At 61.5% G+C, this 24,319-nt stretch carries 22 protein-coding genes; 12 read left to right on the forward strand and 10 right to left on the reverse strand.

The annotated features are described in order from the left end of the window. Positions 1 to 11: 11 nt before the first annotated feature. The 3 genes from HX811_RS27725 to folE2 are packed head-to-tail and all read right to left on the reverse strand — an operon-like array spanning position 12 to position 2,439. Positions 12 to 878 (reverse strand): metal ABC transporter permease, encoded by an 867-nt coding sequence (locus tag HX811_RS27725; RefSeq protein WP_003213483.1) that lies wholly within the window; start codon positions 876 to 878, stop codon positions 12 to 14. After that, positions 878 to 1,546, reverse strand: a complete 669-nt coding sequence (locus tag HX811_RS27730) for a metal ABC transporter ATP-binding protein (protein WP_177048288.1) — start codon at positions 1,544 to 1,546, stop codon at positions 878 to 880. The genes HX811_RS27725 and HX811_RS27730 overlap by 1 nt, the downstream gene beginning before the upstream one ends. Next, the gene (gene folE2, locus HX811_RS27735; RefSeq protein ID WP_177048290.1) at positions 1,543 to 2,439 is read right to left on the reverse strand and encodes a GTP cyclohydrolase FolE2; all 897 of its coding nucleotides are present in this window, start codon (positions 2,437 to 2,439) and stop codon (positions 1,543 to 1,545) included. Before folE2 ends, HX811_RS27730 begins: the two co-directional genes overlap by 4 nt. A 128-nt stretch (positions 2,440 to 2,567) precedes the next feature. Here folE2 and HX811_RS27740 point away from each other — a divergent pair, with 128 nt between their 5' ends. Beyond that, positions 2,568 to 3,791 (forward strand): N-acetylmuramoyl-L-alanine amidase, encoded by a 1,224-nt coding sequence (locus HX811_RS27740; protein ID WP_003213478.1) that lies wholly within the window; start codon positions 2,568 to 2,570, stop codon positions 3,789 to 3,791. Here the strand turns inward: HX811_RS27740 and HX811_RS27745 are convergent. Continuing rightward, on the reverse strand, positions 3,788 to 4,156 hold the full coding sequence (locus HX811_RS27745; protein ID WP_003213476.1) for a hypothetical protein: 369 nt from the start codon (positions 4,154 to 4,156) through the stop codon (positions 3,788 to 3,790). The two genes, HX811_RS27740 and HX811_RS27745, sit on opposite strands and share 4 nt — an antisense overlap. Before the next feature lie 127 nt (positions 4,157 to 4,283). On the opposite strand from HX811_RS27745, the gene dksA reads away from it, so the two are divergent. Genes dksA through HX811_RS27765 form a run of 4 tightly spaced genes read left to right on the forward strand, consistent with a single transcriptional unit; the run spans position 4,284 to position 7,573 of the window. Then, complete coding sequence (gene dksA / locus HX811_RS27750) at positions 4,284 to 4,688, forward strand: RNA polymerase-binding protein DksA (RefSeq protein WP_003213474.1); 405 nt, start codon at positions 4,284 to 4,286, stop codon at positions 4,686 to 4,688. Positions 4,689 to 4,715: 27 nt separating this feature from the next. Beyond that, a complete protein-coding gene (gene zigA, locus HX811_RS27755) occupies positions 4,716 to 5,921 on the forward strand; it encodes a zinc metallochaperone GTPase ZigA (RefSeq protein ID WP_003213472.1) in 1,206 nt (401 codons plus the stop codon). Further along, positions 5,921 to 6,565 carry a DUF1826 domain-containing protein gene (locus tag HX811_RS27760; RefSeq protein WP_177048292.1) on the forward strand — a complete coding sequence of 215 codons (645 nt, stop codon included), beginning with the start codon at positions 5,921 to 5,923 and terminating at the stop codon, positions 6,563 to 6,565. The genes zigA and HX811_RS27760 overlap by 1 nt, the downstream gene beginning before the upstream one ends. A 45-nt stretch (positions 6,566 to 6,610) precedes the next feature. Beyond that, positions 6,611 to 7,573, forward strand: coding sequence for a GTP-binding protein (locus tag HX811_RS27765; RefSeq protein WP_177048294.1), 963 nt, complete (start codon positions 6,611 to 6,613; stop codon positions 7,571 to 7,573). Here the strand turns inward: HX811_RS27765 and HX811_RS27770 are convergent. After that, positions 7,567 to 7,965, reverse strand: coding sequence for a DUF3301 domain-containing protein (locus HX811_RS27770; protein ID WP_003213466.1), 399 nt, complete (start codon positions 7,963 to 7,965; stop codon positions 7,567 to 7,569). The genes HX811_RS27765 and HX811_RS27770 overlap by 7 nt on opposite strands. Positions 7,966 to 8,082: 117 nt before the next feature. Between HX811_RS27770 and pdxY the strand changes: the two genes are divergently transcribed. Then, positions 8,083 to 8,955, forward strand: a complete 873-nt coding sequence (gene pdxY / locus HX811_RS27775; protein ID WP_003213465.1) for a pyridoxal kinase PdxY — start codon at positions 8,083 to 8,085, stop codon at positions 8,953 to 8,955. Here the strand turns inward: pdxY and HX811_RS27780 are convergent. Beyond that, positions 8,952 to 9,437, reverse strand: a complete 486-nt coding sequence (locus HX811_RS27780) for an acyl-CoA thioesterase (RefSeq protein ID WP_003213461.1) — start codon at positions 9,435 to 9,437, stop codon at positions 8,952 to 8,954. The two genes, pdxY and HX811_RS27780, sit on opposite strands and share 4 nt — an antisense overlap. 295 nt (positions 9,438 to 9,732) lie before the next feature. On the opposite strand from HX811_RS27780, the gene HX811_RS27785 reads away from it, so the two are divergent. Next, positions 9,733 to 11,496, forward strand: a complete 1,764-nt coding sequence (locus HX811_RS27785; RefSeq protein ID WP_177048296.1) for a cation:proton antiporter — start codon at positions 9,733 to 9,735, stop codon at positions 11,494 to 11,496. Between the two features lie 80 nt (positions 11,497 to 11,576). Here HX811_RS27785 and HX811_RS27790 read toward each other — a convergent pair whose 3' ends face one another. The 3 genes from HX811_RS27790 to uvrD form a co-directional block, all read right to left on the reverse strand. Beyond that, positions 11,577 to 11,984 (reverse strand): SMI1/KNR4 family protein, encoded by a 408-nt coding sequence (locus HX811_RS27790; RefSeq protein ID WP_003213456.1) that lies wholly within the window; start codon positions 11,982 to 11,984, stop codon positions 11,577 to 11,579. Between the two features lie 135 nt (positions 11,985 to 12,119). Next, complete coding sequence (locus HX811_RS27795) at positions 12,120 to 12,995, reverse strand: Tim44 domain-containing protein (RefSeq protein WP_177048298.1); 876 nt, start codon at positions 12,993 to 12,995, stop codon at positions 12,120 to 12,122. A gap of 191 nt (positions 12,996 to 13,186) precedes the next feature. Beyond that, on the reverse strand, positions 13,187 to 15,370 hold the full coding sequence (gene uvrD / locus HX811_RS27800; protein ID WP_177048300.1) for a DNA helicase II: 2,184 nt from the start codon (positions 15,368 to 15,370) through the stop codon (positions 13,187 to 13,189). A 279-nt stretch (positions 15,371 to 15,649) separates the two neighbouring features. Between uvrD and HX811_RS27805 the strand changes: the two genes are divergently transcribed. The 3 genes from HX811_RS27805 to HX811_RS32100 all read left to right on the forward strand — a co-directional run bounded on the left by HX811_RS27805 (position 15,650) and on the right by HX811_RS32100 (position 19,974). Next, positions 15,650 to 18,523, forward strand: coding sequence for a GGDEF domain-containing phosphodiesterase (locus tag HX811_RS27805; RefSeq protein WP_177022400.1), 2,874 nt, complete (start codon positions 15,650 to 15,652; stop codon positions 18,521 to 18,523). Between the two features lie 162 nt (positions 18,524 to 18,685). After that, the gene (hexR, locus tag HX811_RS27810; RefSeq protein ID WP_003213447.1) at positions 18,686 to 19,552 is read left to right on the forward strand and encodes a transcriptional regulator HexR; all 867 of its coding nucleotides are present in this window, start codon (positions 18,686 to 18,688) and stop codon (positions 19,550 to 19,552) included. Positions 19,553 to 19,776: 224 nt separating this feature from the next. Next, the gene (locus tag HX811_RS32100; protein WP_003213445.1) at positions 19,777 to 19,974 is read left to right on the forward strand and encodes a PA3496 family putative envelope integrity protein; all 198 of its coding nucleotides are present in this window, start codon (positions 19,777 to 19,779) and stop codon (positions 19,972 to 19,974) included. On the opposite strand, the gene HX811_RS27815 is transcribed toward HX811_RS32100, so the two are convergent. Continuing rightward, complete coding sequence (locus HX811_RS27815) at positions 19,904 to 20,878, reverse strand: LysR family transcriptional regulator (RefSeq protein ID WP_003213443.1); 975 nt, start codon at positions 20,876 to 20,878, stop codon at positions 19,904 to 19,906. The genes HX811_RS32100 and HX811_RS27815 overlap by 71 nt on opposite strands. Before the next feature lie 194 nt (positions 20,879 to 21,072). On the opposite strand from HX811_RS27815, the gene HX811_RS27820 reads away from it, so the two are divergent. Together HX811_RS27820 and oadA are read left to right on the forward strand one after the other, a co-directional pair. Continuing rightward, on the forward strand, positions 21,073 to 22,488 hold the full coding sequence (locus HX811_RS27820; protein ID WP_003213442.1) for an acetyl-CoA carboxylase biotin carboxylase subunit: 1,416 nt from the start codon (positions 21,073 to 21,075) through the stop codon (positions 22,486 to 22,488). An 11-nt stretch (positions 22,489 to 22,499) separates the two neighbouring features. Continuing rightward, the gene (gene oadA / locus HX811_RS27825; protein ID WP_003213440.1) at positions 22,500 to 24,308 is read left to right on the forward strand and encodes a sodium-extruding oxaloacetate decarboxylase subunit alpha; all 1,809 of its coding nucleotides are present in this window, start codon (positions 22,500 to 22,502) and stop codon (positions 24,306 to 24,308) included. Positions 24,309 to 24,319: the final 11 nt, after the last annotated feature.

A 24,319-nucleotide genomic window follows, 5' to 3' on the forward strand; every position in this document is an offset into this window, starting at 1 on the left:
CGGGAAACACCTCATTGGGATGTAAGCAAAGGCGGGCGGCGCAGCAAGCCGTGCACCGGACCGAAGACCACGGACAGCAGGTACCAGCCGCCAGCCACCAGCACAATTGCCGGGCCGCTGGGCAGCGAGTAGTAGAACGACAGCAACAAGCCAAGCCATACCGACAGGCATCCCAGCACCGCTGATATGGCGATCAACACTGGCAGGCGCCGGCTCCAGAAACGTGAAGCAATCGCCGGCAACATCATCAGGCCGACCACCATCAACGCGCCGATGGCCTGGAAACCGATCACCAGGTTCAGCACCACCAGCGTCAGGAACAGGCCGTGGGCCAGCGGGCCGAGGCGGCTGACGGTTTGCAGGAACAGCGGGTCGAGGGTGTCCAGCAGCAGCGGTTTGTAGATCACCACCATGGCGATCAGGCTGAAGCCCGAGACCCAGAGCATGCCGGTGAGGGTCGGGCCGTCTACCGCCAGGGCCGAGCCGAACAGCAGGTGCAGCAGGTCCAGGCGTTTGCCGGCGAGGCCGAGGATCAGCACGCCGCTGGCCAGGGAGATCGGGTAGATGGCGGCGAGGCTCGCGTCTTCCTTCAGCCCGGTACGACGGGTAATCCAGGCGGCGAGGCCGGCCATGCTCAGGCCGGCGCCCAGGCCGCCGATGGTCAGCGCGGGCAGGCTCAGGCCGGCAAACCAAAAGCCCAGGGCGGCGCCGGGCAGGATGCCGTGGGACACCGCGTCACCGATCAGGCTCATGCGGCGCAGGATCAGGAACACCCCAAGCGGCGCCGTGCTGCATGCCAATACCAGACCGCCGACGAGCGCGCGGCGCATGAAAACGAAATCGAGAAACGGCATCCACAGGTGGGCGGCGAAGTGCATCAGGCCACCTGCATTTGCGGCTGCGGGCGGATCAGTTCTTTGCTGGAGCCGAACACGCAGCCACTGCTTTTGATCTGCACCACTTGCTGGGTGTGTTGGCGTACGGAGCCGAGGTCATGGCACACCACGACCACCGTGCGGCCTGCGTCGTGCCAGGCGTGGATGTGTTTCCAGCACAGCGCCTGGCCGTCTTCGTCGAGGGCGGCGTGGGGTTCGTCCAGCAGCAATATCGGCGACTCAGCCAGGCTCATGCGGGCGAGCAGGGCGCGTTGCAGTTCGCCGCCCGACAAGGCCATCAACGGCCGATGCTCCAGGCCACTGAGGCACCAGTCTTCGAGCACGGCGCTCAGGCGTTCGGTACGTTGTTGCGGGGTTTGCTTGCTGCCCCAAAAACCGGCGGCCACCAACTCTTCGAGGCTGATAGGAAACTGGCGATCGAGGTTCTGTTGCTGGGGCAAAAACGACAGGCCGCCACGGCGTGGAACATCGATCGTCACCTTCCCCGCCAGTGGCTTCTGCAATCCGGCGATAACTTTCAACAGGCTGCTTTTGCCGGTGCCGTTGGCGCCGATGATGCCGGTAAGGCTGCCTTTTTCCAGGGTGAAATCCACGGCGGGGGTCAGTGGTTGGCCGGGGGCGCCCCAGCGCAAAGCGGTGCAGGTGATCATTCGGAAGGTCTCGTCCAGCGGCTTTCGGCCACGGCATCGTGCGCGTGAAGGCTTTCGGCGTGGATCACTTTCAAGTGGAAGGCATTGACCGCATCCGAGCGTTTCAAGGCGAGGTTCAGGCGGCGGGCGGCGTCTTCGCAGAACATCAGGTTCTGCCCGTTGGCCAGGGCGAAGGCTTGTTCGTCTGCACGCTTTACGGCGGTTTGCACGGCAGTGCCGAGGGCGGCTTCGGTTTCGTCGATCAACTGGGTCAGCGGCAGTGTTGGCTGATCGCCTTGAAGCCGGACCTGCAACAGCGCGCTGCTGCGCTGGCTGTGGGGCGTGGCGACGATGCCGTTTGCGCTGCCGAGCCAGGTCAGTACGTCTTCGTGCTGCAGCGGTGTGCCGGCAAAGTCCTCGATAAATTGCTGCTGAATCAATTGCCTGGCGAGGGCAGCGGAGCAAGGGCAGGTTGAAGAGTAAGTAACGTCAATTTTTAGTTCCACGTGGAACATCTGGTTTTCCAGGCGCGCCTCGATGCTTACCGGGTAGCTTTTCCAGCCGGCCAACGGGCTGACCAGCGCCGGGCGTTTCAGCAGCAGACCTGCATGAATCCGCAGGTAGGCATTTGTGGATAAACCTTCATGACTGTCGAGAAAACGTTGCAATACACTGCGCAGCAGTGCTGGCGTAAGCGGCTGCTGTTCAAGCATTTCCAGCGCCAGGTAAAGCCGTGACATATGAATGCCACGGGCCTCGCCGTCGTCCAGGCTGACGCCGGCATCAGCCGTGGCGCTAAGGCTTTGGCCGTCGATCAGAATGGGCAGGGCAATGCCGCACATGCCCACCCAATCGAGCGGCGAGGCTTGGCGTGAAGCCTGCGCGGCGATATCGGGCAGAGTCAGCGCGTTCATGAGCAGGTCCATCGTTGGAAATAAAAAGACATGTTATATTATTACAATTGAAACGACGAAAGTTTTTCTGTTCTGTCTTTTATTCAGTCATGTCGAGTACGGAAGCTCCTTTATTTGCGGTGTAAGTCATGCACAGACGTCAACTTCTCAACCTGCTGCTGGCCAGTGCGGTGTTCACCTTGCCCTTGGGCGTGTCTGCCGCGCAGATCCGCAATGCACGGCTGTGGCGGTCGGATAACAAGCTGCGGCTGGTGCTGGACCTCAGCGGCCCGGTGCAATACAAGACCTTCACCCTGACCGCGCCGGAGCGGTTGATCATCGATTTGAGCGGCGCGAAGCTGACCGGTGATTTCAGCCAACTGGCCCTGACCAACAGCGGCATTACCTCGATTCGCTCGGGGCATTTCGGGCAGGGCGATACGCGGATCGTGCTGGATTTGAAGGCGCCGATGCAGCTCAACAGCTTTCTCCTGCCGCCGCAGGATGGCCAGGGCCACCGCCTCGTGCTGGACCTGACAAGCGCCACTCATGCGCCTATGCAAATCGCTGCGGCACCGGCCGCGTTGGCTGCACCCGTGCCGGCGCCGGTGGACAGGGCTCATCCGAAACGCGACATCATCGTGGTGGTCGACCCTGGGCACGGCGGCAAGGATCCCGGCGCGATTGGCTCAAAGGGCCAGCGCGAAAAAGACGTGGTGCTGTCCATCGCCCAATTGCTGGCCAAGCGTCTGAAGCGCGAGAAGGGCTTCGATGTGAAGCTGGTGCGCAACGACGACTTCTTCGTGCCGCTGCGTAAACGTGTGGACATCGCCCGTCAGCACAAAGCCGACATGTTTATCTCGGTACACGCCGATGCCGCGCCACGGCTTACGGCGTCCGGCGCCTCTGTCTATGCGCTGTCTGAAGGCGGCGCCACCTCCGCCACTGCACGGTTCATGGCGCAGCGGGAAAACGGCGCCGACCTCTTGGGCGCCACCACCTTGCTCAATCTCAAGGACAAGGACCCGATGCTGGCCGGGGTGATTCTCGACATGTCGATGAACGCCACCATCGCCTCCAGCCTGCAACTGGGCAGCTCGGTACTGGGCAGCCTGCAAAGCATCACCACGCTGCATCAAAAACGCGTGGAACAGGCCGGCTTTGCGGTGCTCAAGTCGCCGGACGTGCCGTCGATCCTGGTGGAAACCGGGTTTATCTCCAACACCCAGGACGCCCAGCGACTGGTCACCGCACGCCATCAACAGGCGGTGGCAGACGGTTTATTTGAAGGGTTGAAGAACTACTTCCAGAAGAACCCGCCGATGAACAGCTACATGGCCTGGGTTCAGGAACAGAAAACCGGCCAGGTCTAACAGCCGGTGATTCGACTACAGGTGAACTTGGCGCTGGCACCACCGGAACTGGAAAACCGGTTGAGGGTGGTCCAGCCCACTCGCCGCGTGTAGCCCACCCACGCCTCACCATCGGAAGCCAACCCGGTAAAGAACGTCAGTTGCCCGTAGCGGCTGCTGGTTTGTGCCCAATAGCGTTTTCCGATCACTTCAAAGCCCCGCAAATACGTAGTGCTGCCTGCCGTCGCGACGCTGTAGGCATTGCCCTGGGCGTCGACGCACGCCAGCAGGTTGGCGCTGCGGGTGCAGTTGGCCAGCAGGCTGGGCACCTGGGCGTTGGCCAGGCTCGCCAGCATCAGCAACACAGCACACAGCAGGTATTTCATAGAGGCTCTCGGGGCGTTATTCGGCTGCCAGCATTGCGCCCTTCGTCGTCACGAGCAAGGGGGATTGGCTTATTTGCATTGTTATACTATAACATTAAAAAACAGCCTGACCCGTGAACCACCTCCGATGACCGAACAAGACCTTCTCGCCCAACCCTGCGCCGACTACATGAATGAAGCCCAGCAAGGTTTCTTCCGCGAGCTGCTGCTGGCCCAGCGCAACGAGCTGCAAGCGCGTATTGACGCTGAATTCATGGTGCTGCGCGAACAGGAGCCCAACAGCGATCCCGCCGATGTCGGCAGCGCCGAAGAACAGCGCCAATGGCAACTGCGCCTGCTGGAGCGCGAAAAAAAGCTGTTGGACAAGATCGACGAAGCCCTGGAACGCCTGGCCCGCGGTGAATACGGCTGGTGCCGTGAAACCTGCGAACCCATCGGCCTCAAGCGCCTGCTGCTGCGCCCCACGGCCACCCTGTGTATCGAAGCCAAAGAACGTGAAGAGCTGCGCGAACGCCATCAACGGGCGATTTGACCGGCCAACCCTGATGAGGAATACCTGATGCCCAATCGTCTCCCCGTTACTGTGCTGTCCGGATTCCTCGGCGCCGGCAAAAGCACGCTGCTCAACTACGTCCTGCGCAACCGCGAAAACCTGCGGGTGGCGGTGATCGTCAACGACATGAGCGAAATCAACATCGATGGCAGTGAGGTCCAGCGCGACGTCACCCTCAATCGCTCCGAAGAAAAGCTGGTGGAGATGAGCAACGGCTGCATCTGCTGCACCCTGCGCGAAGACTTGCTGGAAGAAGTCGGAAAGCTCGCCAAGGAAGGTCGGTTCGATTACCTGTTGATCGAGTCCACTGGGATCTCCGAGCCGTTGCCGGTGGCGGAAACCTTCACCTTTCGCGATGAAGAAGGCCAGAGCCTGGCGGACATTGCCCGGCTCGACACCATGGTCACCGTGGTCGACGGCATGAACTTCCTGCTCGACTACCAGGCTGCCGAAAGCCTGGCGTCCCGGGGCGAAACCCTCGGTGAAGAGGACGAGCGCTCGATCACCGACCTGCTGATCGAGCAGATCGAATTTGCGGATGTGATCCTCATCAGCAAGATCGACCTGATCAGCAGCAGTGAGCGCGAGGAGTTGATGGCGATCCTGGAGCGCTTGAACTCCCAGGCTGAAATCATCCCGATGGTCATGGGCGAAGTGCCGTTGGCGAAGATCCTCAACACCGGCCGTTTCGACTTCGAGCGTGCTTCCCAGGCGCCGGGCTGGTTGCAGGAACTGCGTGGCGAACACCTGCCGGAAACCGAAGAGTACGGCATCGCCTCCACCGCCTATCGCGCCCGCCGCCCGTTCCACCCGCAGCGGTTTTTCGACTTTATCGACCGGCCTTGGGTGAATGGAAAACTGCTGCGCTCCAAGGGCTTTTTCTGGCTGGCCAGCAAACACCAGGACGCCGGTAGCTGGTCCCAGGCTGGCGGCCTGATGCGCCATGGGTTTGCCGGGCGCTGGTGGCGTTTCGTGCCGAAAACCCAGTGGCCCCAGGACGAGGAAGGCATCGCCGCAATCATGAAAAACTGGCAACTGAGCACCGGCGATTGCCGGCAGGAGCTGGTGTTTATCGGCCAGAACATCGACTTCGCCCAGATGACCGCCGAGCTGGACGCTTGTTTGCTGACCGACGATGAAATGGCCACGGGTGTCGAAGGCTGGCGCTTGTTGGCCGATCCCTTTGGCCCTTGGTTCGAAGAGGCTGCCTGATGCTGGCACCGACCCTGAAACTGCGCCCGGTGGTACGCCAGACCCACGGCGAAACCCCGGCCGTGCTCACTGATATCCTTGAGGACGGCGTGAACCTGGCGGTGTGGCAGCGTCAGTTGCCCCTGCACATCGCCGAGTTCGGCGCGTTACTGGTGGCACTCAATGAGCCATTGGCCGAGTCGCTGGTGGTTGAACTGAACAGCGAAGACGCCGAGCCAAACCTGCAGGACTTGGCATCAGGTTGCCGTGATCTTGAAGGCTACGAAGGCTTTATCGCCGATGTGTCGTGGCTGGTCAGCGCCTTTGCCTGTTTGCTCGGAGCCAAGCGTATCGGCGTGCGTTTGCGGCTATTGGACAAGGCCATGTGCCCGCGTTTTCATGTGGATCATGTGCCGGTGCGGCTGATCACCACCTACGCCGGCATCGGCAGCCAGTGGTTGCGCGAGGGGGTTTTGGAGCGGCGACACCTGAGCCAGGCGAGTGCTGAGCCAGAAGAACGCATTGAGCAAATCCACTGCGGCGAAGTGGCCTTGCTCAAGGGCGAAAAATGGCACGGCAACGAAGGCTTTGGCCTGATCCACCGCTCGCCGCCGCTGCAAGCGGATCAACGACGGTTGATTCTGACGCTGGATTGGTTGGCGTAACCGGGTAGGATCGAACCTCTCTACACGGTCTGAATGATGTCCACCATGCTGCAGAACATTCCCACCCACGTGATTGCCGGGCCCCTGGGCGCCGGCAAGACCAGCCTGATCAAGCACCTGCTGGCCCAGCGCCCGGCCAACGAGCGTTGGGCGGTGTTGATCAATGAGTTCGGGCAGATTGGCCTGGATGCCGCGTTGCTCACCCGTGATGACGACGGGATTGCCCTCGGGGAAGTGGCGGGTGGCTGCCTGTGTTGCGTCAACGGGGCGCCGTTCCAGGTAGGGCTGGGGCGTTTGTTGCGTAAGGCCAGGCCCGACCGGCTGTTTATCGAGCCGTCCGGGCTTGGGCACCCGGCTCAATTGCTCAAGCAGCTGCGGGAAGCACCCTGGCAGCAGGTACTGGCGGTGCAGCCGTGCGTGCTGGTACTGGATGCCCAGGCGTTGGCGGCGGGCAAACCTTTACCCAATGCCCAACGGGAGGCATTAGCCAGCGCCGGGCTGTTGGTATTGAACAAGAATGAAGCCTTAAGTGATGCGCAGCGCCTGTTGATTCAAGGGCAACTGCCCGGCCGGCCGATCTATTGGACGCAGCAGGCGCAACTGCCCTTGGCCCGGTTACCGGGTGTGAATGCTCAAGCGGCAGCGGCTGTGGATAAATTCGAGTTGCCCAAAGGCCTGGGGCAAATGCCGGCCATCTGGACGGATCCGGCATCGCCGATCTGCCTCAGCCAGGGCCAGGAGGATGGCTGGAGCATTGGCTGGCGCTGGCATCCGAGTCAGCGATTCGACGCGCGGCGCATTCAGCAATGGCTGCAGTCGTTGGACTGGCGACGGGCAAAACTGGTTATCCACAGCCTGGATGGCTGGGCATCGGCCAACGCTGTGGATAACACAGCATTGGCCTGGCAGCCCAGCGAATGGCGGCGGGATTCGCGTATCGAATTGATCTTCAGTGAAATGCAGGACGTTGCGCAGTTACAGGGTGGGTTAACCGCTTGCCGTCAGTGACGGGTCTTGCTGTTGCCATGCTCCTGGCGCCACTGGCTTAGCTCAATGATCTCGGCGCTGGGCAATGGCGTCTTGATCTCGAACGGGTAGGGCGCCAACTCGATTTGTGCACTGTGGGCGCCGAATTGGGTGATGGTCCCCGGGTGCCGCGTTTCGCCGGTCACGGTGAATTCGAAGTTGTAGATCCGTGCCAGGCGCCGCCGCCCGCTGGCATCTTTCACAAAACCGATGCGCTTCAACGCCACGGCGCCATCGAGCAGCTCGATGTCGAGCTTGGCGCAGTGCTGCTTGACCCGTTCCAGCGCCCGCTCGCGCAGGCCGTGGTTGTGCCACAGCCAGGCGGCACCGGTCGCCAGCAGCATCAGCACGAAGATATTTCCGAGGGTCAGCATTCGATGAACTCCAACAAAGTAGGGCCAGCTTAACTGCGTCTCCGGTCTGTCGTACAGGCCGCGTTTAGTCGCATACTGCGCAGCCAGAATATCAACGGCTTTACGGAAATCCCCTGCATGAAACGTACGCCCCATCTGCTTGCGATCCAGTCTCATGTGGTCTTCGGCCACGCCGGAAACAGCGCCGCCGTGTTCCCCATGCAACGGGTCGGGGTGAACGTGTGGCCGCTCAATACGGTGCAGTTCTCCAACCACACTCAGTATGGTCAGTGGGCGGGAGAAGTGTTGGCGCCGCAGCAAATTCCTGCGCTGGTGGAAGGCATCGCGGCGATTGGCGAGCTGGGCAACTGTGATGCAGTGCTGTCGGGCTACCTGGGCAGTGCGGCCCAGGGCCGGGCGATCCTCACCGGCGTAGCGCGGATCAAGGCGATCAACCCCAAGGCTCTTTACCTGTGTGACCCGGTGATGGGGCATCCGGAAAAAGGCTGCATCGTGCCCCAGGAGGTCAGCGACTTCCTGCTGGAGGAAGCGGCGGCGATGGCCGACTTTCTGTGCCCCAACCAGCTGGAGCTGGACAGCTTTGCCGGGCGCAAGCCGCAGTCGCTGTTCGATTGCCTGGGGATGGCCCGTGCATTACTGGCCCGCGGGCCGAAAGCGGTGTTGGTCAAGCACCTGGATTATCCCGGCAAGCTGCCGGACGGCTTCGAAATGCTGTTGGTGACGGCTGAAGGCAGCTGGCACCTGCGTCGGCCACTGCTGGCATTCCCGCGTCAGCCGGTGGGCGTGGGCGACCTGACGTCGGGCCTGTTCCTGGCGCGGGTGTTGTTGGGCGATAGCCTGGTGGCGGCCTTTGAGTTCACTGCTGCGGCGGTGCATGAAGTACTGCTGGAAACCCAGGCGTGCGCCAGCTATGAGCTGGAACTGGTGCGCGCCCAGGACCGGATTGCCCATCCGCGAGTTCGCTTCGAGGCAACCCCGATAGGGCTTTAAGGCCCGTCTGCCTTGATTTCCTGATAGCGCTTTTCCAGCTCCTGGCGAATCTGCCGGCGCTGTTGAGCCTGCACAAACCGGCGCTTGTCTTCGCTGTTCTGCGGTTGCAGCGGCGGCACGGCGGCCGGTTTGCGCTGGTCATCCACCGCGACCATCGTGAAGAAGCAGCTATTGGTGTGGCGTACCGAACGCTCACGGATGTTCTCGGTGACCACCTTGATCCCCACTTCCATCGACGTGTTGCCGGTGTAGTTGACCGAGGCCAGGAAGGTCACCAGCTCGCCGACATGGATCGGCTCGCGAAAAATCACCTGGTCCACCGACAACGTCACCACATAGCGCCCGGCATAACGGCTGGCGCAGGCGTAGGCCACTTCGTCGAGGTACTTGAGCAGCGTGCCGCCGTGCACATTGCCAGAGAAGTTGGCCATGTCAGGGGTCATCAATACTGTCATCGACAGCTGGGCGTTTCCGGGTTCCATAGCACACTCACGGGTTGTAGGCATTGGGTGGGGAGGCACCTCTGCGGGTGCTGAGATCTTTGCAGAGCCATTCATAACGGGACGCTGGGCCCCGGCTTGCCGTCACGCCCGGGGCGATCTGTTTCCATATATTGCACCGGCTTTCTGCCGCAAGTCGCGGTGTTACCCTTCAAAAGCCCGTCTCAAAGGCAATTCTTACGATCAAGGCAGACTTTTCTTTCCGTTCATTGCGACCTTTCGGGGTGCATGCGTGGAAATGGGAAAAGCGCCAGTACCCCTCAAGGAGCCCCTCGCCATGCACGCCATCAGCTTTATCCAGGACCTGGCCGTGATCATGCTGGTGGCCGGGGTGGTGACGATCCTGTTCCATCGGCTCAAGCAGCCGGTGGTGTTGGGGTATATCGTCGCCGGCTTCATCATCGGCCCGCACACCCCACCGTTTGGCCTGATCCACGACGAAGACACGATCAAGACCCTGGCCGAGCTTGGGGTGATCTTCCTGATGTTCTGCCTGGGCCTTGAGTTCAGCCTGCGCAAGCTGTTCAAGGTTGGCGCCACCGCATTTATCGCGGCGTTCCTCGAAATCATCCTGATGATCTGGATCGGCTACGAAATCGGCCGCTGGTTCGACTGGAACACCATGGACTCGCTGTTCCTGGGCGCGATCCTGGCGATTTCCTCGACCACCATCATCGTCAAGGCGCTCAATGACCTGAAGATGAAAAACCAGCGCTTTGCCCAGCTGATTTTCGGGGTGCTGATCGTCGAAGACATCCTCGGCATCGGCATCATCGCCTTGCTGTCGAGCATTGCCGTCAGCGGCACGGTCAGCTCCGGCGAGGTGTTCTCCACCGTCGGCAAGCTCTCGCTGTTCATGATTGTCGCGCTGGTGATCGGGATTTTGCTGGTGCCACGCCTGCTGGAGTACGTGGCCAAATTCGAAAGCAACGAGATGCTGCTGATCACCGTGCTGGGTCTGTGTTTCGGTTTCTGTCTGCTGGTGGTCAAGCTGGAATACAGCATGGTGCTGGGGGCATTCCTGATCGGCGCGATCATGGCCGAATCCCGGCAATTGCTGAAGATTGAGCGCCTGATCGAACCGGTTCGCGACATGTTCAGCGCGATCTTCTTTGTCGCCATTGGCTTGATGATCGACCCGCAGATCCTCCTGCAATACGCCTGGCCGATTGCGGTGATTACCGTGGCCGTGGTGCTGGGCAAGATGTTGTCCTGTGGGTTGGGGGCGTTTATTGCGGGTAACGATGGCCGCACTTCATTGCGAGTGGGGATGGGGCTGTCACAGATCGGCGAATTTTCATTCATCATCGCCGCGCTGGGGATGACGTTGCAGGTCACCAGCGACTTCCTGTATCCGGTGGCGGTGGCTGTTTCTGCGATTACCACACTGCTCACACCCTATCTGATCCGTGGCGCAGACCCGCTGTCGCTGAAGATTGCCGCAGTGATGCCCAAGCGCATGAGCCGGGTGTTCGGGATGTATGGCGAGTGGCTGCGCAGCATTCAGCCCCAGGGCGAGGGTGCGATGCTGGCGTCGATGATCCGCAAGATCATTCTGCAGGTGGGGGTGAACCTGGCGCTGGTGGTGGCGATCTTCTTTGCTGGCAGCTTTTTCGCGGCGCGTATTGGCAGCTACCTGGAAGGCTGGGTCAGCGATCCGAGCTGGCAGAAGGCATTGATCTGGGGTGGGGCGTTGCTGCTGTCGCTGCCGTTTTTGATTGCGGCGTACCGCAAGCTCAAGGCGCTGTCGATGCTGCTGGCGGAGATGAGCGTGAAGCCGGAAATGGCCGGGCGCCACACTCAGCGCGTGCGCCGGGTGATCGCCGAAGTGATCCCGCTTCTTTCGCTGCTGGTGATTTTCCTGCTATTGGCAGCCTTGTCGGCCAGTATCCTGCCGACCAACAAGTTGCTGGTGCTGATCGCCGTGGTGACGGCCGCGGTGGCCGCCGTGCTCTGGCGCTGGTTCATCCGCGTGCATACGCGGATGCAGGTCGCCTTGCTGGAGACCCTGGATAACCATAAGGATACGCCGGAGCACTGAGTGGGTCGCAGAGGGCTGCTTCGCAGCCCAGCGCGAGCAAGCTCGCTCGCCACAACAAGCGCCCTCGGCACACAGGGGTCTCAGCTTTCCAGCCAGACGTCCCGTGCCCAGTGCCACACCGATTCCCAGGTTTCTTCGGTGACGAGTTCTTCTTCGCCGGACCACAGCACCACGGTGCCGTCTTCCTCGACGCAGTAGTAGTCGTCGCCGTCCTGGCAGATCGGGATCATGCTGCGGTCAACACCGGCATCCCAGGCGTTGGCGGCAACGTCCGGCAGGTAGGTGTGGGACTGTGGGTCGGTGACGGTCACCGGCTCCAGGCTGCCGTAGACCACATCGCTGACGGTCAGCAGAAATTCACGGAAGACGAACGGAATATCGATGAACAGTTGTTCCTCGATTTCCACCAGTTGATCTTCGTCAGGCAGCTCCAGAGGAACCGGTACCGGTTCGTTGGCTTCACGCAATTGTTCGATAACTTCTTCCACGGCCGGGATCCTCTTGCTAGATGGCGCGGTTTATAGGGGCGTTTTATACAGTAGCTCGCTATAAGTGCAACCGTGAAATAGAAAACCCCGGACAAGTCCGGGGTTTTTGTTACTGCGTACTCAAGCGGGCAGGGATCAGCCGTTCTGGCGGATACCGGCGACCAGCCAAGGCTGGTTTTCGCCTTGTGGGCGCTCCATGTTCCAGCTTTCGCTGAACACTTCGCCCTGGTCGAAACGCGAGGTCTTCGACACACCGCTGAAGGTCAGGGTGGCGATGGTCTTGTCGGCGCGGTCATCCACACCTTCAAGCTGCACTTTCAGGTCGTCGATGTAGGTCGACTGGAAGCCGTCGCCCAGGTCGGCACGTTCGCGCTTGAGGAACTCCAGCAGTTGCGGGGTCACGAACTCGGCGATCTTGTCCATTTCGTTGGCGTCCCAGTGTTGCTGCAGGGACTGGAAGTGGCTGCGGGCCGCTTCGACGAAGCGCTCTTCGTTGAACCAGGCGGGTGCGTTGATCACCGGACGAGCGGCAGCAGGAGCAGTCGAACCGCCGAAGATCGAACCCATGGCAGCAGGCTTTTGCTCGAACACTTCACGCTGCATCGGCGCGCCGGCTGGAGCCATGTGCTCCTGTTGTTTGCGGCGACGGGCGGCGATAAAGCGGAAGATCAGGAAGGCGATGACCGCCATGATCAGGATGTCGAAGATCTGCATGCCCTGGAAGCCGCCGCCCATGAACATGGAGGCGAGCAGGCCGCCGGCCGCGATACCGGCCAGAGGGCCCAACCAGCGCGAAGCACCGCCAGCCTTGGCAGCAGCGCCTGCGGCACCGGCAGCGCCAGCGGTCGCAGCTGCGCCGCCCATGCCGCCGCCGGAGGGGGCCATTTGGCTGGTCTGGTGGCTCGGCGCCGAGCCCATGGATTTGCCGCCACCGAAGCGCTTGGCGTTGGCGTCGAGGCTCATCGTCAGGCCGATGCACAACGCCATGGCGATGCTAAGAAAACGTTTCATAAAGGGAATTCCCATTTGTGGATTGCACGCGCGCCATGTTGCACAGGTGTGATGTCAGTGGCTAGCGGCATAGTGTTTCGGGCTTTTGCGTAGGGCCAATACCGAATCGTCTGTAGGACTTAATACAGATATTGGCCCCGCCGCTGCCAAATACAAGGGTGGGGCAACATCCTTCATGTTCTACAGTTGTTTCAGATTGCTTCGAGCTTGGCGTAGCCCATCATCAGCCACTTGCTGCCTTCGGCGAAGTTCACCTGCACCCTGGCCTGGGCACCGGCGCCTTCGAAGTTGAGGATCACGCCTTCGCCGAAGATCGCGTGCTTGACCTGCTGGCCAAGGCTGAACGGCGTCTCGGGGATTTCCGAACCAGCGAACATGCTGCTGGAGTTCTGCTGCTGGCCGCCGCCGAACGGGCGACTGACGCTGTTGGACAGGCGCACTTCCTGAATCAGCCCTTTCGGCACTTCACGTACGAAGCGCGACACCTTGTTGTAGGTCTCACTGCCGTACAGGCGCCGGGTTTCGGCGTAGGTCATCACCAGGTTCTGCATCGCCCGGGTGATGCCCACGTAGGCCAGGCGGCGTTCCTCCTCAAGGCGGCCGGGTTCTTCCAGGCTCATCTTGTGGGGGAACAGGCCTTCTTCCATGCCCACCAGGAACACGTAGGGGAATTCCAGGCCCTTGGCACTGTGCAAGGTCATCAGCTGAATGCTGTCTTCATGCTCATCGGCCTGGGTGTCGCCGGCTTCCAGGGAAGCGTGGCCGAGGAATGCCGCCAGTGGCGTCAGGTCTTCGTCTTCTTCGGTGTTTTCGAACGCACGGGCGGCGCTGACCAGTTCCTCAAGGTTTTCTACCCGGGCCTGGCCTTTCTCGCCTTTTTCCGCTTCGTGGTAGGCGATCAGGCCGGACTGCTCGATCACGGTCTGGGTCATCAGGTGCAGGGGCATTTCCATGCACTTGGCGGCCAGGTTCTCGATCAGCTCGATAAACACGCTCAAGGCACCGGCCGCACGGCCGGTCAGGCCCTTGTTGGCGATCAGCAGGCGCATCGCTTCCCACATCGACACATCGCTGTGGCGTGCGTGGTCGCGAATCGCCTCGACGGTCTTCTCGCCGATGCCACGGGCCGGAATGTTGATCACCCGTTCCAGCGCCGCATCGTTGCCGCGACCTTCCAGCAAGCGCAGGTAGGCCATGGCGTTCTTGATTTCGGCACGTTCGAAGAAGCGCTGGCCACCATAGATGCGATACGGAATGCGCTCGCGCAGCAGGGCCTCTTCCAATACCCGTGATTGGGCGTTGGAGCGGTAGAGAATCGCGATATCGCTGCGGGCCAGGCCGGTTTTCAGGGCGCTTTCGATGGTTTCCACCACGTAGCGCGCTTCATCGTGTTCGTTGAAGGCGGCGTACAGGTTGATCGCTTCGCCTTCGCCGCCGTCGGTCCACAGTTCTTTGCCCAGGCGCCCGGTGTTGTTGGCGATCAAGGCGTTGGCGGCCTTGAGGATCCCGGCGGTGGAGCGGTAGTTCTGTTCCAGGCGGATGGTTTCGGCGTCCGGGAAGTCGTCGCTGTACTGGTAGATGTTCTCGATTTTCGCGCCACGCCAGCCGTAGATCGACTGGTCGTCGTCGCCCACCACCATCAGGCTGTCGCCGCCCTTGGCCAGCAGGCGCAACCAGGCGTACTGCACGGCGTTGGTATCCTGGAACTCGTCCACCAGGATGTGGCGGAAGCGCTTCTGGTAGTGCGCCAGCAAGCCCGGGTTGTCGCGCCACAAGTCGAGGGCGCGCAGCAGCAGTTCGGAGAAGTCGATGACGCCGGCGCGCTGGCAGGCCACTTCATAGGCTTCATAAATGCTGCGCATGGTGGCCAGGAACAGGTCGCCGCTGGCCTGGATATGTTGCGGGCGCAGGCCTTCATCTTTCTGGCCATTGATGAACCACTGGGCCTGACGGACCGGCCAGCGTTGTTCATCCAGGCCCAGCTCGCGGATCACCCGCTTGACCAGGCGTTGCTGGTCGTCGCTGTCGAGAATCTGGAAGGTCTGGCTCAGGCCGGCTTCCTGCCAATGCGCCCGCAACAGGCGGTGCGCCAGGCCGTGGAAGGTGCCCACCCACATGCCGGCCGGGCTGATGCCCATCAACTGCTCGATGCGATGACGCATCTCGGCAGCGGCCTTGTTGGTGAAGGTCACCGACAGGATGGAATGCGGTGAGGCGTTCTCGACCTGGATCAACCAGGCGATACGGTGCACCAGCACTCGGGTTTTACCGGAGCCAGCACCGGCCAGGACCAACTGACGGCCAACGGGGGCCGCTACGGCCTGGCGTTGGGCATCGTTGAGGGAGTTCAGCAAAAGAGAGAGATCATCGCGCATCGGCGCATTCTAGGGTGCCCGGGGGAGTCGGGCAAATCCCAATGCCGGGTGGTCACGGGAAAACTTCTGCGTCGACACAGGATAAGGCAACAATCTATTCACGGTGATGACCGGTCGGTCATCGCCCACAGCCCGCGCCCTGTCTCACTCAAGCTGTCTGGCTCCAAGGTTTGCGCCTGATTGTCGCACTGTTTTTATGACTTGGGGCAGTTTGGCCCGAGCGTTTGCTTGTGTATGCTCCGTCGACGTTTCGGGCTCACCATTATAAGAACACTGCCTATGACCCTTAGCATTGACCTGGCGGGACCCTCCGTGGCGCCGGCGCAGGTTATCCGCAAGCACTACGCCATGGAGATGGCGGTGGAGCGCACGCGCCTGCTTTACCAAGGCTCCCTGCTGCCTACTTTATTAATGCTGGTGAATGGACTGGTCTGCGCCTGGTTGCTCTGGAGCCCGCAGCGCTATCTGCTGGACAGCATTTGGCTGGTATGGCTGCTGGCGCTGGTGGCCTTGCGGGTAATTCAGGTGGCGGCGTTCGATTCCGCCATGCCCAGCCGCCAGGCGCAGCCGATCTGGCGACGCATGTTCATGCTGGGCTCGGCCGTCAGCGGCTTGACGCTGGCCAGTGCTGCCATCGCCCTGGTACCGGTGGACAGCTTTGCGCAGCAGGCCTGGGTGTTCGGCCTGCTCGGCGCGGCGACCTTGTCCGCCAGTGTGGCCTATGCCGTCAGCCTGCCGGCTTTCCTGTCGTTTGCCGTGCCCTGCCTGGTGCCGGCCATCCTCTATTTATTCTGGAGCGGCGACCCGCAACAGCAAGGCTGGGGTTGCCTGGGCCTGATTCTGCTGGCATCCCTGAGCCTGGTGGCATGGCAGGTCAATCGCCTGATCCAGCGCGGGCTGCTCAGGCGCTTCCAGAACCAGGCGTTGATCGAGCATCTGCAGCAAGCGCAGCAACGCAGCGAGCAACTGAACCAGGAACTGGTGCGTGAGGTGGAGCAGCGGCGCCAGGTCGAACAAGAGTTGCGCGAAGCACAGATCGGCCTGCAGCAACGCGTCGATCAGCGCAGTCAGGAACTGGACGCGGCCAGCCTGGCCCTGAGCAAAAGCGAGGCGCGTCTGGCCATGGCGTTGCAGGCCAGCGAACTGGGGCTGTGGGACTGGAACCTGCAAACCGATGAGGTCCACCATACCCAGCTCAAGGAGTTGTTCGGCCTGGAGCCGGAATACGTCACGGCGATGCTCAGCCACCTCAAGCCACGCCTGCACCCGGACGACTTGCCGCTGCTCAAGCGCGCGCTGGTGGAGCACCTTAAAGGCCGCAGCGAGGACTACCTGGTGGAATACCGGGTGCGCCATGGCGATGGCCATTGGGTATGGATCCAGGATCGTGGCCGCGCCGTGGAGCGCTCGGCAGGCGGGCGCGTCACGCGGATGCTCGGTACCCGCCGCGACATCAGCGCCGGCAAGGTCCTGGAAGAACAGCAGCGCCTGGCATCGACGGTGTTCGAGGCGGCCAGCGAAGGCATAGTGATCCTCGACCCGGACTACGTGCTGATAGCCGTCAACCAGGCATTCAGCCGCGTCACCGGCTTCGACATTGACGACATGATCGGGCGCAATGTCGTGGAACTGCCCAGCAGCCGCGACGCACGGCGCCACTTCCCGGTGATCCGCCAGGCGTTGCTCAGCCACGGCACCTGGCAGGGCGAGCTCGTGGAGACCCGCAAGAACGGCGAACTCTACCCGCAATGGCTACAACTGAATGTAGTCCGGGATATTCGGGGAAATGTCAGCCATATCGTGGGTTTCTTCGCTGATCTGTCCGCGCGGCGCGAATCCGAGGAGCGCATGCGCTACCTCACGCATTACGACGAATTGACCGGGCTGGCCAACCGCTCGCTGTTCCGCGAGCGGTTGCGCGAAGCCCATCAGCGGGTGCGCCAGGGTGGCCGCAGCCTGGCCTTGCTGCATATCAACCTGGACCGTTTCAAGCTGCTCAACGACAGCCTCGGGCATGAAGTGGCCGACCAGTTGTTGCAGAAAATGGCCCGCCGCTTGATCAACGCCTTGCCCGAAGCCGACACCATAGCGCGGCTCTCTGGCGATGAATTCGCCGTGCTGTTCGACGCCTACGGCAACCTGTCGAGCCTGGCGCGGGTGGCCACGCGGTTGCTGGCCAAGTTGCGGGTGCCGGTGACGGTGGAAGGGCACGAGCTGGTGGTCAGTGCCTCAATGGGCGTCAGCCTGTTGCCCGACAATGCGCGGGAAATATCCGCGCTGGTCAGCCAGTCGAACATGGCCATGCAGCACGCCAAGCACCTGGGCGGTAATAACTTCCAGTTCTACACCGACAGCCTGCAGGCCAGCACCCTGGAACGTTTGCAGCTGGAAAACCAGCTGCGCAAGGCGATTGATGAGCGCCAGCTTACGGTGTTCTACCAACCCAAACTGTGCCTGGCCAGTGGCAAGCTGAATGCGGCCGAAGCATTGATTCGTTGGGAACATCCGCAGTGGGGCATGGTGCCGCCCGGCGACTTTATCGGGCTGGCCGAAGAAACCGGCCTGATCGTGCCGCTGGGGGAGTTCGTGTTGCGCCAGGCGTGCTGGCAGGCTTGTGAATGGCAACGCCAGGGGCTGGCGCCGATTCGGGTGTCGGTCAACCTGTCGGTGCACCAACTGCGCCAGGGCAAGCTGATCAGCCTGGTGCGCCAGGTGCTGGAAGAAACCGGGCTTGATCCGCAATACCTGGAGCTGGAACTGACCGAAAGCCAGCTGCTCGACAGCGTCGAGCACATCATCTCGACCTTCCAGCAACTGCGCGACCTGGGGGTGAAGCTGGCGATTGATGATTTTGGCACCGGTTACTCATCCCTCAGTTACCTCAAGCGCATCCCCGTGGACTACGTGAAGATCGACCAGACGTTCATTCGCGGCCTGGGCCAGGGACGCGAAGATGCCTCGATCACCCGCGCAATCATTGCCATGGCCCACGGGCTGTCGCTCAAGGTGGTGGCCGAGGGTGTGGAAGATCAGCAGCAGCTGGACTTTTTGCGGGATGAGCAATGCGACGAGGTGCAGGGCTATTTGATCAGTCGGCCGGTGGAAGCGGATGGCTTGGCGGATTTGTTACGAAAAAATGCCGATTTTCCATAGTTGAGCCCAAGCCGCACGCGGGGCTACATCGAGCCTGCCCGCTGAATCAGCGGGCAGCAGCGTGATTAAGTGATGCATCGAACGGGCAAATCGGTAATTCTTGTAGTATAACTACAAGCTTGCTACATCCCTGGCGTCTGCCAATAACAAGAGTCCAGCCCTTTGAACCTGTTGCAACATATCGCCCAGTCGCGCCACCTGTTACGCAAATCGGAACTCAAGGTTGCCGATCACGTGCTGCTTGACCCTGCGGCCGTGATGCACAGTTCCATGGCCGACCTGGCCCACAGCGTGGGCATCAGCGAGCCGACCATCGTGCGCTTCTGCCGCGCCATCGGTTGCTCCGGTTTCCAGGACTTGAAGCTCAAGCTGGCCCAGAGCCTGGCGGCCGGTGCGAGCTTTGGCCAGTTTGCGATCCACGAAGACGATTCCGTCGCCGACTACAGCCTGAAAATCTTCGACACCACTCTGCACACCCTGATGGAAGTGCGCGAAAAGCTCGACCCGGTGGAGCTGCAAAAAGCCGTGACCGCCATGTCCCAGGCCCAGCGCGTGGAGTTCTACGGTTTCGGCGCGTCCGGCGCGGTGGCGGCGGATGCCCAGCACAAGTTCTTCCGTTTGCTGCTGACGGCGGCGGCCTACAGCGACCCGCACATGCAGGCGATGTCGGCGGTGACGTTGAAGCCCAGCGACGTGGCGATCTGCATTTCCCAGTCCGGCCGCTCCAAGGATTTGCTGATCACCGCCAACCTGGTGCGTGAAAGCGGCGCGACCCTGATTACCCTGTGCCCGAGCCAGACGCCATTGGCAGAGCTGTCGACCGTCAACCTGGCGATCGATGTGCACGAGGACACCGAGATCTATACGCCGCTGACCTCGCGTATCGCCCACCTGGTGGTGATCGACGTGCTGGCGATGGGCGTGGCCATGGCGCGCGGCCCGAGCCTGGTCAACCACCTCAAGAGCGTGAAGCGCAGCTTGCGCAGCCTTCGGTTGTCACCCAAGTCCGTAAAAGCCCTCGACGACTGACTCAAGGGCGTCCACGGTCAAAATGTGGGAGCTGGCTTGCCTGCGATAGCGATCTGTCAGTTGCCATCTTCATGGGCTGATGCACCGTTATCGCAGGCAAGCCGGCTCCCACAGTTGATCGTGTTGAGCCCCGCAAGATTCATCGTCCTGTCATCCCCATGCCGCTAAACCGTCATTGCCCGAGCCCATCCTGAACTCCCCTTACTCGCATTGGGAGACTCGAAATGGCTCGGCAATACGAAGAAAGCAACAGCACCGTCAAGACCCGCCGCCAGCAGGAAGACCAGCGCCGCATGGCCTTCCGTCGCGCAATTGAAGACCGCTGCGATCAGCGTCAATTGCAACAGAGCATCAGTGACTATCCGGAACTCCACTGGCAGGCACCCGCGGCTGCCCAGCGAAGCGTTCAGCCAGCGCGCTGATCTGCAGCCGCTCGCTGCGGATAAAGCCCAGGAATGCATGGGCCACCGGTGACAGGCGCTTGGCCTTGGCCTGCACCAGGCACCAACTGCGGTACAGCGGCAGTTCTTCCACCGGCAGCTCCCTGAGCCCGCCGGTGGCCAGTTCCAGGTTGACCGCGTGGCGTGTCAGCAGCGCCACGCCCAACCCGGCGGTCACGCACTCGCGCTGCGCTTCGGCCGAAGACACTTCCACCGTCTGGGTGAAGTGCACGCGCTTCTCCTTGAAATACTCTTCGCACGCCATCCGCGTCCCGGACCCCGGCTCGCGCAACAGCAGCGTGTAAGGCTCAAGGTCCTGCAGGCGCAACGGCCCTTGATGGCTCAGCGGATGATCGTGGGGTGCCACCGCGACAATCGGGTTGTTCAGGAACGGCAGGAATTCCAGGCCCATGTCCTGGGGCACCATCGACATGATCACCAGGTCATCGCGGTTGTCTGAAAGCCGGCGAATCACCTGGGCGCGGTTGACCACCGTCAGGTGCAGGTTGACCTCCGGATGCTGGCGCTTGAAGGCGGCAAACAGGTGCGGCACGAAGTACTTGGCGCTGGATTCCACCGCCAGTTTCAGCTGGCCCTGCAACGAGCCCTGCATGTCGGAGAGTTGCATGTCGAGGTTTTCCAGGCGGCCGAAAATGTCCCGGCTGGCCCGTTGCAAGGCTTCAGCAGCTTCAGTCATATAGAGCTTTTTGCCGACGTAATCGAACAATGGCTGGCCCAGCAGCTCCTCCAGCTGCTTGATTTGTAGGCTAACTGCCGGTTGCGTGAGGGACATTTCCTCGGCTGCGCGGCTGTAGGAACGCAAATCACAGACTTCATTGAAAATCTGCAATTGACGCAATGTCATACGCATCAATGACTTACGCATTGTTCAAACACTCCTGGCGACCCTTGATGCGACGACTATAAGTCTTTGCTTATACACAACCCAATAATTATTGATTTTTGTTAATCCCTGCAGGGGCATAGTGTGTGTCACGCGACTGCCATGAAACATTTGGTCACGCGCCGACCCGCTTCCAGGGTCGAAGTAGGTAGCAATCGGCTCAAGGGAATTTCCAAGTGATAAAAAAGATCCTGATCGCCAACCGTGGTGAGATTGCCGTACGTATCGTGCGTGCCTGCGCCGAGATGGGCATTCGTTCGGTCGCGGTCTATTCCGATGCCGATCGCCATGCCCTGCATGTAAAGCGTGCAGATGAAGCCCACAGCATCGGTGCCGAGCCATTGGCCGGTTACCTGAACCCGCGCAAGCTGGTGAACCTGGCGGTGGAAACCGGTTGCGACGCGCTGCACCCCGGCTACGGCTTCCTCTCGGAAAACGCCGAGCTGGCAGACATTTGCGCCGAACGTGGGATCAAGTTCATCGGCCCGTCCGCAGAAGTGATTCGCCGCATGGGCGACAAGACCGAAGCCCGCCGCAGCATGATCAAGGCCGGCGTACCGGTGACCCCGGGCACCGAAGGCAACGTTGCCGACATCGCTGAAGCCCTCACCGAAGGCGACCGCATTGGTTACCCGGTGATGCTCAAGGCCACCTCCGGTGGTGGCGGTCGCGGTATCCGTCGCTGCAACAGCCGTGAAGAACTCGAACAAGCCTTCCCCCGGGTAATTTCCGAAGCCACCAAGGCCTTCGGTTCGGCGGAAGTGTTCCTGGAAAAATGCATCGTCAATCCCAAGCACATCGAGGCGCAGATCCTCGGTGACAGCTTCGGCAATGTGGTGCACCTGTTCGAGCGCGATTGCTCGATCCAGCGCCGTAACCAGAAGCTGATCGAAATCGCCCCTAGCCCCCAGCTGACCCCTGAACAGCGCGCCTACATCGGCGACCTGTCGGTGCGCGCGGCCAAGGCCGTGGGCTACGAGAACGCCGGCACCGTGGAGTTCCTGCTCGCCGAGGGCGAGGTGTACTTCATGGAGATGAACACCCGGGTGCAGGTGGAACACACCATTACCGAAGAAATCACCGGCATCGACATCGTGCGTGAACAGATCCGCATTGCGTCGGGCCTGCCGCTGTCGGTCAAGCAGGAAGACATTCAGCACCGGGGTTTTGCGTTGCAGTTCCGCATCAACGCCGAAGACCCGAAGAACAACTTCCTGCCCAGCTTCGGCAAGATCACCCGTTACTACGCACCCGGCGGTCCCGGCGTGCGTACCGACACGGCGATCTACACCGGCTACACCATCCCGCCGTTCTACGACTCGATGTGCCTGAAGCTGGTGGTGTGGGCGTTGACCTGGGAAGAAGCCATGGACCGCGGCCTGCGCGCCCTGGACGACATGCGCCTGCAAGGCGTGAAGACCACCGCCGCCTATTACCAGGAAATCCTGCGCAACCCGGAATTCCGCAGCGGCCAGTTCAACACCAGTTTTGTGGAAAGCCACCCTGAGCTGACCAACTACTCGATCAAGCGCAAACCCGAAGAGCTGGCCCTGGCCATCGCCGCCGCCATCGCCGCCCACGCAGGCCTGTGAGGAATATAAGAATGAGCAAGAAGATCTTCGTAACCGACACCATCCTGCGCGACGCCCACCAATCGTTGCTGGCAACCCGCATGCGCACCGACGACATGCTGCCGATCTGCGACAAGCTCGACAAAGTCGGCTACTGGTCCCTGGAAGTCTGGGGCGGCGCGACCTTCGACGCCTGCGTACGCTTCCTGAAAGAAGACCCGTGGGAGCGCCTGCGCAAACTGCGCGCGGCGTTGCCCAACACGCGCCTGCAAATGCTGCTGCGTGGCCAGAACCTGTTGGGCTACCGCCACTACAGCGACGACGTGGTCAAAGCCTTCGTCGCCAAGGCCGCCGTCAACGGTATCGACGTGTTCCGCATCTTCGACGCGATGAACGACGTGCGTAACCTGCGAGTGGCCATCGAAGCGGTAAAAGCCGCCGGCAAACATGCCCAGGGCACCATCGCCTACACCACCAGCCCGGTGCACACCATCGAGGCGTTCGTGGCCCAGGCCAAGCAAATGGAAGCCATGGGTTGCGACTCGGTGGCGATCAAGGACATGGCCGGCCTGCTGACGCCATACGCCACCGGCGAGCTGGTCAAGGCGCTGAAGGCCGAGCAGAGCCTGCCGATCTTCATCCACTCCCACGACACTGCGGGACTGGCTTCGATGTGCCAGCTCAAGGCCATCGAAAACGGTGCCGACCATATCGACACCGCTATCTCCAGCTTCGCCTGGGGCACCAGCCACCCGGGTACCGAGTCGATGGTCGCGGCCCTCAAAGGCAGCGAATTCGACACCGGCCTCAGCCTGGAACTGCTGCAGGAAATCGGTTTGTACTTCTACGCTGTGCGCAAGAAGTACCACCAGTTCGAAAGCGAATTCACCGCCGTCGACACCCGCGTGCAAGTCAACCAGGTACCGGGCGGGATGATTTCCAACCTGGCCAACCAGCTGAAAGAGCAGGGCGCGCTGAACCGCATGAGCGAAGTGCTGGCCGAAATCCCGCGGGTGCGTGAAGACCTTGGCTTCCCGCCGTTGGTCACCCCGACTTCGCAGATCGTCGGTACCCAGGCGTTCTTCAACGTGCTGGCCGGCGAGCGCTACAAGACCATCACCAACGAAGTGAAGCTGTACCTGCAAGGCGGCTACGGCAAGGCGCCGGGCATCGTGAATGAAAAACTGCGGCGCCAGGCCATCGGCAGCGAAGAGGTGATCGACCATCGCCCGGCCGATCTGCTGAAGCCGGAAATGACCAAGCTGCGCGGCGAAATTGGCGCGTTGGCCAAGTCCGAAGAAGACGTGCTGACCTACGCCATGTTCCCGGACATCGGGCGCAAGTTCCTCGAAGAGCGTGATGCCGGCACCTTGAGCCCTGAAGTGCTGTTGCCGATTCCTGAAGCCGGCGGCGTGGCCCGTGCCGGTGGTGAAGGTGTGCCGACCGAGTTCGTGATCGACGTGCACGGCGAAAGCTACCGCGTAGACATCACCGGGGTGGGCGTCAAGGCCGAAGGCAAGCGCCACTTCTACCTGTCCATCGACGGCATGCCGGAAGAAGTGGTGTTCGAGCCGCTCAACGAGTTTGTCAGCAGTGGCGGCAGCAAGCGCAAGCACGCCACCGCGCCAGGCCATGTCAGCACGGCGATGCCGGGCAACATCGTCGACGTGCTGGTCAAGGAAGGCGACGTGGTGAAGGCCGGCCAGGCTGTGTTGATCACTGAAGCGATGAAGATGGAGACCGAAGTACAGGCGTCGATCGCCGGCAAGGTCACCGCCGTACACGTGGCCAAGGGCGACCGGGTCAACCCGGGTGAAATCCTGATTGAAATCGAAGGCTGATCAACAGCCTT

Origin of the sequence: Pseudomonas sp. F8002 (assembly GCF_013385495.1) — a bacterium.
Taxonomy (GTDB): Bacteria; Pseudomonadota; Gammaproteobacteria; order Pseudomonadales; family Pseudomonadaceae; genus Aquipseudomonas.

Bases quoted from the DNA above. Each gene is read 5' to 3' on its own strand.
- oadA (WP_003213440.1), top strand. From the start codon at position 22,500: ATGAGCAAGAAGATCTTCGTAACCGACACCATCCTGCGCGACGCCCAC.
- HX811_RS27745 (WP_003213476.1), bottom strand. From the start codon at position 4,156: ATGAAATACCTGCTGTGTGCTGTGTTGCTGATGCTGGCGAGCCTGGCC.
- HX811_RS27815 (WP_003213443.1), bottom strand. From the start codon at position 20,878: ATGCGTAAGTCATTGATGCGTATGACATTGCGTCAATTGCAGATTTTC.
- HX811_RS27765 (WP_177048294.1), top strand. From the start codon at position 6,611: ATGCTGCAGAACATTCCCACCCACGTGATTGCCGGGCCCCTGGGCGCC.
- zigA (WP_003213472.1), top strand. From the start codon at position 4,716: ATGCCCAATCGTCTCCCCGTTACTGTGCTGTCCGGATTCCTCGGCGCC.
- HX811_RS27785 (WP_177048296.1), top strand. From the start codon at position 9,733: ATGCACGCCATCAGCTTTATCCAGGACCTGGCCGTGATCATGCTGGTG.
- HX811_RS27730 (WP_177048288.1), bottom strand. From the start codon at position 1,546: ATGATCACCTGCACCGCTTTGCGCTGGGGCGCCCCCGGCCAACCACTG.
- uvrD (WP_177048300.1), bottom strand. From the start codon at position 15,370: ATGCGCGATGATCTCTCTCTTTTGCTGAACTCCCTCAACGATGCCCAA.
- HX811_RS27760 (WP_177048292.1), top strand. From the start codon at position 5,921: ATGCTGGCACCGACCCTGAAACTGCGCCCGGTGGTACGCCAGACCCAC.
- HX811_RS27725 (WP_003213483.1), bottom strand. From the start codon at position 878: ATGCACTTCGCCGCCCACCTGTGGATGCCGTTTCTCGATTTCGTTTTC.
- HX811_RS27805 (WP_177022400.1), top strand. From the start codon at position 15,650: ATGACCCTTAGCATTGACCTGGCGGGACCCTCCGTGGCGCCGGCGCAG.
- pdxY (WP_003213465.1), top strand. From the start codon at position 8,083: ATGAAACGTACGCCCCATCTGCTTGCGATCCAGTCTCATGTGGTCTTC.
- HX811_RS27770 (WP_003213466.1), bottom strand. From the start codon at position 7,965: ATGCTGACCCTCGGAAATATCTTCGTGCTGATGCTGCTGGCGACCGGT.
- HX811_RS27795 (WP_177048298.1), bottom strand. From the start codon at position 12,995: ATGAAACGTTTTCTTAGCATCGCCATGGCGTTGTGCATCGGCCTGACG.
- HX811_RS32100 (WP_003213445.1), top strand. From the start codon at position 19,777: ATGGCTCGGCAATACGAAGAAAGCAACAGCACCGTCAAGACCCGCCGC.
- HX811_RS27740 (WP_003213478.1), top strand. From the start codon at position 2,568: ATGCACAGACGTCAACTTCTCAACCTGCTGCTGGCCAGTGCGGTGTTC.
- HX811_RS27780 (WP_003213461.1), bottom strand. From the start codon at position 9,437: ATGGAACCCGGAAACGCCCAGCTGTCGATGACAGTATTGATGACCCCT.
- dksA (WP_003213474.1), top strand. From the start codon at position 4,284: ATGACCGAACAAGACCTTCTCGCCCAACCCTGCGCCGACTACATGAAT.
- folE2 (WP_177048290.1), bottom strand. From the start codon at position 2,439: ATGAACGCGCTGACTCTGCCCGATATCGCCGCGCAGGCTTCACGCCAA.